Annotated in this window: 7 protein-coding genes and 1 riboswitch; of the genes, 2 read left to right on the top strand and 5 right to left on the bottom strand. The window is 53.6% G+C overall.

Going from position 1 to position 8071, the window contains the following annotated elements; translation table 11 throughout:
- Positions 1 to 259: 259 nt before the first annotated feature.
- Both murI and btuB read right to left on the bottom strand, forming a co-directional pair.
- Positions 260 to 1111 (bottom strand): glutamate racemase, encoded by an 852-nt coding sequence (gene murI / locus AAIR21_RS20010; RefSeq protein WP_020883936.1) that lies wholly within the window; start codon positions 1109 to 1111, stop codon positions 260 to 262.
- Positions 1056 to 2903 (bottom strand): TonB-dependent vitamin B12 receptor BtuB, encoded by a 1848-nt coding sequence (gene btuB / locus AAIR21_RS20005; protein ID WP_047356144.1) that lies wholly within the window; start codon positions 2901 to 2903, stop codon positions 1056 to 1058. The genes murI and btuB overlap by 56 nt, the downstream gene beginning before the upstream one ends.
- Positions 2904 to 2969: 66 nt before the next feature.
- Positions 2970 to 3145, bottom strand: a riboswitch (cobalamin riboswitch).
- A gap of 104 nt (positions 3146 to 3249) precedes the next feature.
- Between btuB and trmA the strand changes: the two genes are divergently transcribed.
- Positions 3250 to 4350, top strand: coding sequence for a tRNA (uridine(54)-C5)-methyltransferase TrmA (gene trmA / locus AAIR21_RS20000; protein ID WP_020883938.1), 1101 nt, complete (start codon positions 3250 to 3252; stop codon positions 4348 to 4350).
- Positions 4351 to 4391: 41 nt separating this feature from the next.
- Here trmA and AAIR21_RS19995 read toward each other — a convergent pair whose 3' ends face one another.
- Together AAIR21_RS19995 and fabR are read right to left on the bottom strand one after the other, a co-directional pair.
- Positions 4392 to 4751, bottom strand: coding sequence for a YijD family membrane protein (locus AAIR21_RS19995; protein WP_020883939.1), 360 nt, complete (start codon positions 4749 to 4751; stop codon positions 4392 to 4394).
- A 9-nt stretch (positions 4752 to 4760) separates the two neighbouring features.
- The gene (gene fabR, locus AAIR21_RS19990) at positions 4761 to 5399 is read right to left on the bottom strand and encodes an HTH-type transcriptional repressor FabR (protein WP_008501784.1); all 639 of its coding nucleotides are present in this window, start codon (positions 5397 to 5399) and stop codon (positions 4761 to 4763) included.
- 196 nt (positions 5400 to 5595) lie between these two features.
- Here fabR and sthA point away from each other — a divergent pair, with 196 nt between their 5' ends.
- Positions 5596 to 6996, top strand: coding sequence for a Si-specific NAD(P)(+) transhydrogenase (gene sthA / locus AAIR21_RS19985; RefSeq protein ID WP_014172175.1), 1401 nt, complete (start codon positions 5596 to 5598; stop codon positions 6994 to 6996).
- Here the strand turns inward: sthA and oxyR are convergent.
- A complete protein-coding gene (gene oxyR, locus AAIR21_RS19980; RefSeq protein ID WP_014172176.1) occupies positions 6979 to 7896 on the bottom strand; it encodes a DNA-binding transcriptional regulator OxyR in 918 nt (305 codons plus the stop codon). The two genes, sthA and oxyR, sit on opposite strands and share 18 nt — an antisense overlap.
- Positions 7897 to 8071 lie beyond the last annotated feature (175 nt).

Genomic DNA, 8071 nt, shown 5'->3' with positions numbered 1-8071 from the left:
TGATAAATTGTTAAAGAGCAGTTGCGACGCGGCTTACAGCTCACCGTCGCGAGGTCACGTATATTACGTTTTCCTCATTCAGAGTCAAGCATTTATTTTTGCTTTTCTCTGTTGGTGTTCATCTCTGAACCCCGCTAACCCGGCGGCTTGTAAGCCGTTGTTCCGTGTCAGTGGAGGCGCATTATAGGGAGTTCTCAGACGTTGACAACCCCTCTTTTAAAAAAAACGTTCAACCGTCTCTTTTTTGCTCAAAATCGTGCTACAGCGCCAGTTTTTCGAGCGTTTCAAAGCCATAACGGCGTAAAACGGGCAAAAGTTGCTCGGTCTCGTTGGTGATGGCCATACAAAAAGCGATGTTTGCATCGGCAGATTTTGCATCCGGGGCTTCATGTTCCAGCAACCAGGCCGTACGTCGGGCTATAGCCGCCCCCGAATCCACCAGCCGCGTGCCCTCAGGCAGAACTTCTAATAACTCTTCCTGTAATAGAGGGAAATGGGTACACCCCAGCACAACGGTGTCCGGTGGCTCCGGCATCCGCAGCCACGGGCGGAGAATACGGCGCAACTCTTCAAGCGGCACTGCCTTTCCGTGCAGCTTCGCTTCGGCGATCTCGACCAGTTCCGCCGAACCGAGCATCGCAATCTGGCATTCGTTGGCAAAGCGGTCGATTAACTCGCGCGTATAAGGACGCTTCACCGTGCCTCGCGTTGCCAGTAAACCAACAATGCCATTTGCCGTCAGACGTGCGGCAGGCTTTATTGCAGGAACAACGCCTACAACCGGGAACTGGAATTTTTCGCGCAATGCAGGAAGCGATACTGTACTGGCCGTGTTACAGGCGATGACCGCCAGCGAGAGGGGATAACGCTTTTGTACCGCGGTGACGATTTCAACCACACGCTCAACAATAAAGTCTTCACTCTTTTCCCCATACGGGAACGCGACGTTATCAAAGGCGTAAATGTAATGGAGATCCGGCAGAAGATGTCGGATCTCATCATAGACCGAAAGCCCACCGACACCGGAATCAAATACCAGCACGGTGGGACGCGGATTAGAAGGTGTAGCTGCCAGACAAGGTGTATTCCCGTCCTGCAGTTTGGTAGCCATAAACTGTCTCGTAATCTTTGTCGAACAGGTTGGCTATTTTACCACGAACTGTAAGGTGAGAGGTGACAGGATATGAAACTGCGACATCCCACAGGCTTACGCCGCCCATTTTCACCTTTTCAGACGGGTAGGTACCAAAGTCAGTGTCGTAACGTGTTCCCAGGTAGTGGTAAGTCAGGCTCCAGTCGAATTCATAGACCTGCGTATCAAGCTGATACTTCACCTGCTGCTTAGCCCGGCGATCCAATAGCTGGTTTGTTGCCGCATTGCGTGCATCCACGTAATCGTAACCGACCGTATGAGTTAGTGGACCTGTATCAAAGGACGCTGTGGCTTCAACCCCTTTAATACGCGCCTTGCCTACGTTGTAGTATTCCTGAAGGTTGTTATTAAAGTCGATCAGGTTATCAACGTCATTGCGATAGGCCGATACGCGCCAGTTCACGCCAGCCGTCAGGCCTTCGAACGCGCCTTCCCACTGTTTACTCTCCTCAGGATCAAGATGGTCGTTGCCATAGAAACCATACAACTGCCCGAGGTTGGGTGCTTTATAGGCAGTGCCATACGAGGCAATGAATCGATAACCTTCAATGAACTCCCAGCCCGCACTGCTCTGCCAGGTGCCATGTCGACCAAACTGAGAGTTATCGTCGCTACGCGCTGCCCCTTCCAGGGTAAAGTCGCCAAACTGCTGCAGTGCAGTCAGGTAGACGCCGGTGTTACGCAGGTCATAGCCGTTTGTGACATAGCTTGTTCCTGGTTCGGTGCTCTGCTTCTGCCAGTCGACACCTGCGCCAATATTGCCATGGCCCACCTCAACGGAGTTGGTCCACTGCACGTTGTACTGTTTGATCTCATCCAGCGTGGCATTGGAATCATAACGTCCCAGATGCGGGTCGTAGTTATAATCTTTGCTGTGGCTGTAGCTGGTGAGAAGTTGTGAATGGACGATGTCATTATTAAAGCGCAGCCCAGCGTCCCAGGTCTGGCTATAGAGCTGGCGAGTATCAACCAAAACATCAGGCGTAAATGAACTGTAATAGCCGTCATAGGCGGTACGGTTGCTGTAGCCATAGCCGCGAACGAACCCGCTCCACTGATCAGAGAAAGCATGCTCCAGCGCACCGTAGAGGGTTTTATTCATAAAGCCGTCACGATCGGTCTGGGCCAGACCACCGTTGTTGCCATCCGCGACCACGTCAAAGCCTTTGGTATAGGTATAATCACCCGCCAGCGTCACGCGCGTGCTGTCACCCAGGGTTTGCTGGGTGCTACCACCGTAATTTTGGTAGCCATGCGAGCCTACGCCCGCATTCAACGTCGTGCCGTCCTTCGCGCGGGTAGTAATAATGTTCACTACGCCACCAATCGCATCAGAACCATAGACTGCAGAGCGTGGCCCGCGAATATATTCAATGCGCTGCACCAGGGCGATCGGGAACTGACTGAGATCGGACGACCCCGTTACCCCAGCCTGGTTAAGACGGATCCCGTCGACAAGAATAAGAACATGACTGGAATTAGTTCCCCGAATAAAAAGAGAGGAAAGTTGCCCCATTCCGCCGTTTTGGGCAGTGTCCACGCCAGGCAAGCGACGCATAACGTCAATGACGGTGTTTGCCTGCCAGCGATCAATATCCTCGCGCGTCACCACAGACGTTGGTGCAAGAACGGTATTAACAGGTTGCTCAAAACGGTTTGCTGTCACCACCAACGAGTCGTCGCTATCCTGCGCCCAGCCCGAAAATGCCGTGACGGACAACGCCGTCAACAGCGATACTTTTTTAATCATTGTTAAAGCATCCACAATATAAGAAGGATGCCGCAGGCTTCATCTATAGCACGCGATGACGAAACCAAATGCGACGTGATCCCGGCAGGTCTTCGGGCTAGGTGGCGTTTTGCGGATGAAGACTTCCCATTTTCACAGTGTCTACAATTCTCATCCCGCCAGTCTTTACCGCTGCGCGTCAGCTCCAGATTTTCACTGGATTCCCTTTTCACTCTCAGGAGACCGGAAACAGAATGCTACAATTAGACACGTATAGATGTCCAGATAGCTATTGGCCATTAAATCTGGACATCCACTGCACAATCCCTACAATCCCCGCGTAATTCTTTATCACTCAGGACGCATCATGACCCCCGAACACCTCCCAACAGAACAGTACGACGCACAGCTGGCAGAGAAAGTTGTCCGCCTGCAAAGTATGATGACGCCTTTCAACGCGCCCGTTCCTGAGGTGTTCCGCTCGCCCGTTAGCCACTACCGCATGCGTGCGGAGTTCCGCATCTGGCACGACGGTGACGACCTGTACCACATCATTTTCGATCAGCAGACAAAGTCCCGCATTCGGGTCGACAGCTTCCCGGCGGCGAGTGAACTCATCAACCAGCTCATGACGCTGATGATCGACGGCGTACGCAACAATCCTGTGCTGCGCCACAAGCTGTTCCAGATTGATTATCTGACCACACAAAGCAACCAGGCGATTGTCTCTCTGCTGTATCACAAAGCGCTGAATGACGAATGGCGCGAGCAGGCAGAAGCGCTGCGCGATGCCCTGCGCGCGCAGAACATCAACGTTCACCTGATTGGTCGTGCGACAAAAACCAAAATCATGCTGGATCAGGATTTCATCGACGAACGTCTGTCGGTGGCGGGAAAAGAGATGGTGTACCGCCAGGTTGAGAACAGCTTTACCCAGCCAAACGCGGCAATGAACGTACAGATGCTGGACTGGGCGCTGAAGGCGACCGAAGGGTCAAAGGGCGATCTGCTAGAGCTGTACTGCGGGAACGGCAACTTCTCCCTGGCGCTGGCGCGTAACTTTGAGCGCGTCCTGGCGACGGAGATTGCCAAGCCGTCCGTTGCCGCTGCACAGTACAACATTGCCGCCAATCACATCGACAATGTGCAGATCATTCGTATGTCTGCAGAAGAGTTCACGCAGGCCATGAATGGTGTACGCCAGTTTAATCGCCTGGAGGGGATCGATCTGAAGAGTTACCAGTGTGAGACGATTTTTGTCGATCCGCCGCGCAGTGGCCTGGACAGCGAAACCGAGAAGATGGTGCAGGCGTACCCGCGTATTTTGTACATTTCCTGTAACCCGGAAACGCTGTGCAAGAATCTCGAAACATTAAGCCAGACGCACAATATTGAACGTCTGGCTCTCTTCGATCAGTTCCCGTATACGCACCATATGGAGTGCGGCGTACTTCTTACCGCGAAGTAACGTGATGGCAGGCAGGTCAACCTGCCTGCAACCCCACTCTCTTACTCCGGCAGCTCGTGCTTGCGGCTACGCATGCGCGAGCCAATCCAGAACACCAGTGCCACAGAAAGTACCGCCGGCAGGAAGTTAGAACCGATATCCGGATACTCTGCACGCACCACAGTGCTATACAGCAACACGCCAAGAATAAAGCAGGCCGCGGCCAACCCAGGCAACCCGACCGGCATGGTGCGGTTCAGGTAACGCTGATGCAGACAGTACACCGTCAGCACCAGCGCAATAAGCGGGAAAATAGAAAATGGAACGATCGAGCTGAACACAGCCGCAAACGTGCCATTAATTGATAAGCCAGCGATCAATGCCAGCAACAGCGTACCCTTATCCTGACCTGACTGTTTCATTACTCACCTTCACTCTTCGGTTTGATGTGCCAGTTTCTCTTGTTCACGGCGATACCAGTAGTACGCGCCTTTGGAGATCATCCTGAGCTGTAATACCAGTCGCTCTTCGAGCTGCTTGCGTTGTTCGATGCTGACATCCAGCGCTTCGGCACCCGCGCTGAAAACAATCGTCACCATCGCCTCAGCCTGTGCTTCAGTGAACGCACGCGGCATATGGTTTTCGAGTTCAAGATAGTCGGCAAGTTCCGCGATAAAATGCTGAATTTCACGCGCCACAGCGGCACGGAACGCGGCTGATGTTCCGGAACGTTCCCGCAACAGCAGGCGAAACGCGTTGGGGTTATTGCCAATAAATTCCATAAAGGTCGACACAGAGGTGCGGATCACGCTCCCCCCTTTAGCGATACGCTGCCGCGCCTGGCGCATAAGCTGACGCAGCATCAGCCCGCTCTCGTCGACCATGGTCAGACCCAGTTCATCCACATCACGGAAATGACGATAGAAGGACGTTGGCGCAATCCCGGCCTCGCGCGCAACTTCACGCAGGCTTAAACTGGCAAAACTACGCTCGGCACTCAGTTGACTGAATGCGGCTTCCACCAGCGAACGCCGGGTTTTCTCTTTTTGTTGTGCTCTTACGCCCATCACGATAGTTGAATCCTTCCAAAGGCCTGATGGCACTATACCAGAGAATAAAATTAATCTGTTTGCCTGGCTTTGTGAATGATTGTTTACGTACGGTTTGTGCTCCACTGCCGGAAAAAAGCACAACGATAATTGGGTTACTCGGGCAATGATGTTATGATTCTGTTGCTTTTATGTATAAGAACAGGTAAGCCTTACCATGCCACATTCCTACGATTACGACGCAATTGTGATAGGTTCCGGCCCCGGCGGCGAAGGCGCTGCTATGGGACTGGTGAAACAGGGAGCCAGAGTAGCGGTGATAGAGCGCTACCATAACGTTGGCGGTGGTTGCACCCATTGGGGCACCATCCCTTCCAAAGCCCTCCGCCATGCCGTTAGCCGCATTATTGAATTTAACCAGAACCCTCTTTACAGCGACCACTCCCGACTTCTTCGTTCCTCCTTTGCTGACATCCTGAATCATGCGGATACCGTTATTAACCAGCAGACGCGGATGCGCCAGGGGTTTTATGAGCGTAACCACTGTGAAATTTTGCAGGGCAATGCGCACTTTGTTGATGAACACACCCTGGCACTCGAATGCCACGACGGGTCGGTCGAAACCATCACGGCGGAAAAATTTGTCATCGCCTGTGGTTCACGCCCGTACCATCCGGCAGACGTGGACTTCTCCCACCCGCGCATTTACGACAGCGATTCCATCCTGAGCCTGCACCACGAACCCCGTCATGTGATTATCTATGGCGCAGGGGTAATTGGCTGCGAATATGCGTCGATCTTCCGGGGTATGGACGTGAAAGTTGATCTGATCAACACCCGCGACCGCCTGCTGGCCTTCCTCGATCAGGAAATGTCAGACTCGCTCTCTTACCACTTCTGGAACAGCGGCGTGGTGATTCGCCACAACGAAGAGTACGAGAAAATTGAAGGCTGCGACGACGGTGTGATCATGCATCTGAAATCGGGCAAGAAGCTGAAAGCAGACTGCCTGCTGTACGCCAACGGCCGTACCGGTAATACCGATTCTCTGGCTCTGGAAAATATCGGGCTCGAAACCGACAGCCGCGGTCAGCTGAAGGTGAACAGCATGTACCAGACAGCCCTGCCGCATGTGTATGCCGTCGGTGATGTTATCGGTTATCCAAGCCTGGCTTCTGCAGCATACGATCAGGGACGCATCGCGGCGCAGGCGCTGGTGAAAGGCGAAGCGACGGCACATCTGATCGAAGATATTCCGACAGGTATTTATACTATCCCGGAAATCAGCTCCGTCGGGAAAACCGAGCAGCAGCTGACGTCAATGAAGGTGCCTTACGAGGTGGGTCGCGCACAGTTTAAACATCTGGCGAGGGCGCAAATCGTGGGAATGAGCGTGGGTACGCTGAAGATCCTGTTCCATCGCGAGACGAAAGAGATCCTCGGTATTCACTGCTTTGGTGAACGCGCGGCAGAGATTATTCATATCGGCCAGGCGATCATGGAGCAAAAAGGTGGTGGTAACACCATCGAGTACTTCGTTAACACCACCTTCAACTACCCGACCATGGCGGAAGCCTATCGGGTCGCGGCACTGAACGGTTTAAACCGCCTGTTTTAACGCATTGTCAAAATGGCCATCCATCGAACCACGGATGGCCTCTGCCAGCTGCTCATAGCGGCTGCGCAGCGGTGAACCCGGACGATAAACCAGACCAATGGTACGACGTGGCTCTGGTTTAATGCATGGCAGATAAACCACGCCGTCACGTTTACGTTCGCGCGGCACGGCCAGTGCCGGCAGCAATGTGATCCCACTGCCCGCCGCCACCATATTACGCAGCGTTTCAAGGCTGGTTGCGCGGAAATGGGTATCCTCGTCAGCACCCGCTTCGAAGCAGAAGCCCATCGCCTGATCGCGCAGGCAGTGACCATCTTCCAGCATCAGCAGTTTTTCACCGGCCAGATCGGCCATCGGCACGCGATCGCGGTTCGCCCACGGGTGATCTTCATAGATCGCCAGCATCATGGGCTCATCAAACAGCGGCACTTCAATAAAAGCTTCGCTCTCTTTGACCAGCGCCAGAATGGCACAGTCGAGCTTGCCGCTGTCTAACTGCGCAAGCAGCTGATGGGTTTGCGCTTCATGCAGATACATTTCGAGTTTCGGGAACGTCTGATGCAGCATTGGAATGATGTGCGGCAACAGGTACGGGCCAACGGTTGGGATCAGGCCAATATGCAACGGGCCGGACATCGCCTCCCCTTGCTGGCTTGCCATTTCCTTGAGCACTTTGACCTCGCGCAGCACGGTGCGCGCCTGATCCACCAGCAGCAGACCTGCCTGGGTGAACAGTACCTTACGACTGGTGCGCTCCAGCAGCATCACGCCCAGCTCGTCTTCCAGCTTGCGGATCTGGCCGCTCAGGGTAGGCTGGCTGACGTGGCAGGAATCTGCCGCGCGGCGAAAATGGCGGTGCTCGGCTAGCGCTACCAGGTATTCAAGATCACGAATATTCATTATTCATCCTCCGTCGCCACGATAGTTCATGGCGATAGATAGCATAGCAACGAACGATTATCCCTATCAAGCATTCTGTTGAATAATACACCACATAGACGAGGCGGCACGTGTTTGACCCTTGACGTCCCCGCACCGTCAGCGAGTTTCTCTCAAAACTCGAACAACTAAAGCC

Source organism: Enterobacter sp. PTB (assembly GCF_051130085.1).
In the GTDB taxonomy this organism is placed as follows: domain Bacteria; phylum Pseudomonadota; class Gammaproteobacteria; order Enterobacterales; family Enterobacteriaceae; genus Enterobacter; species Enterobacter ludwigii.
This window is presented reverse-complemented; position numbering and strand designations above follow the sequence as displayed.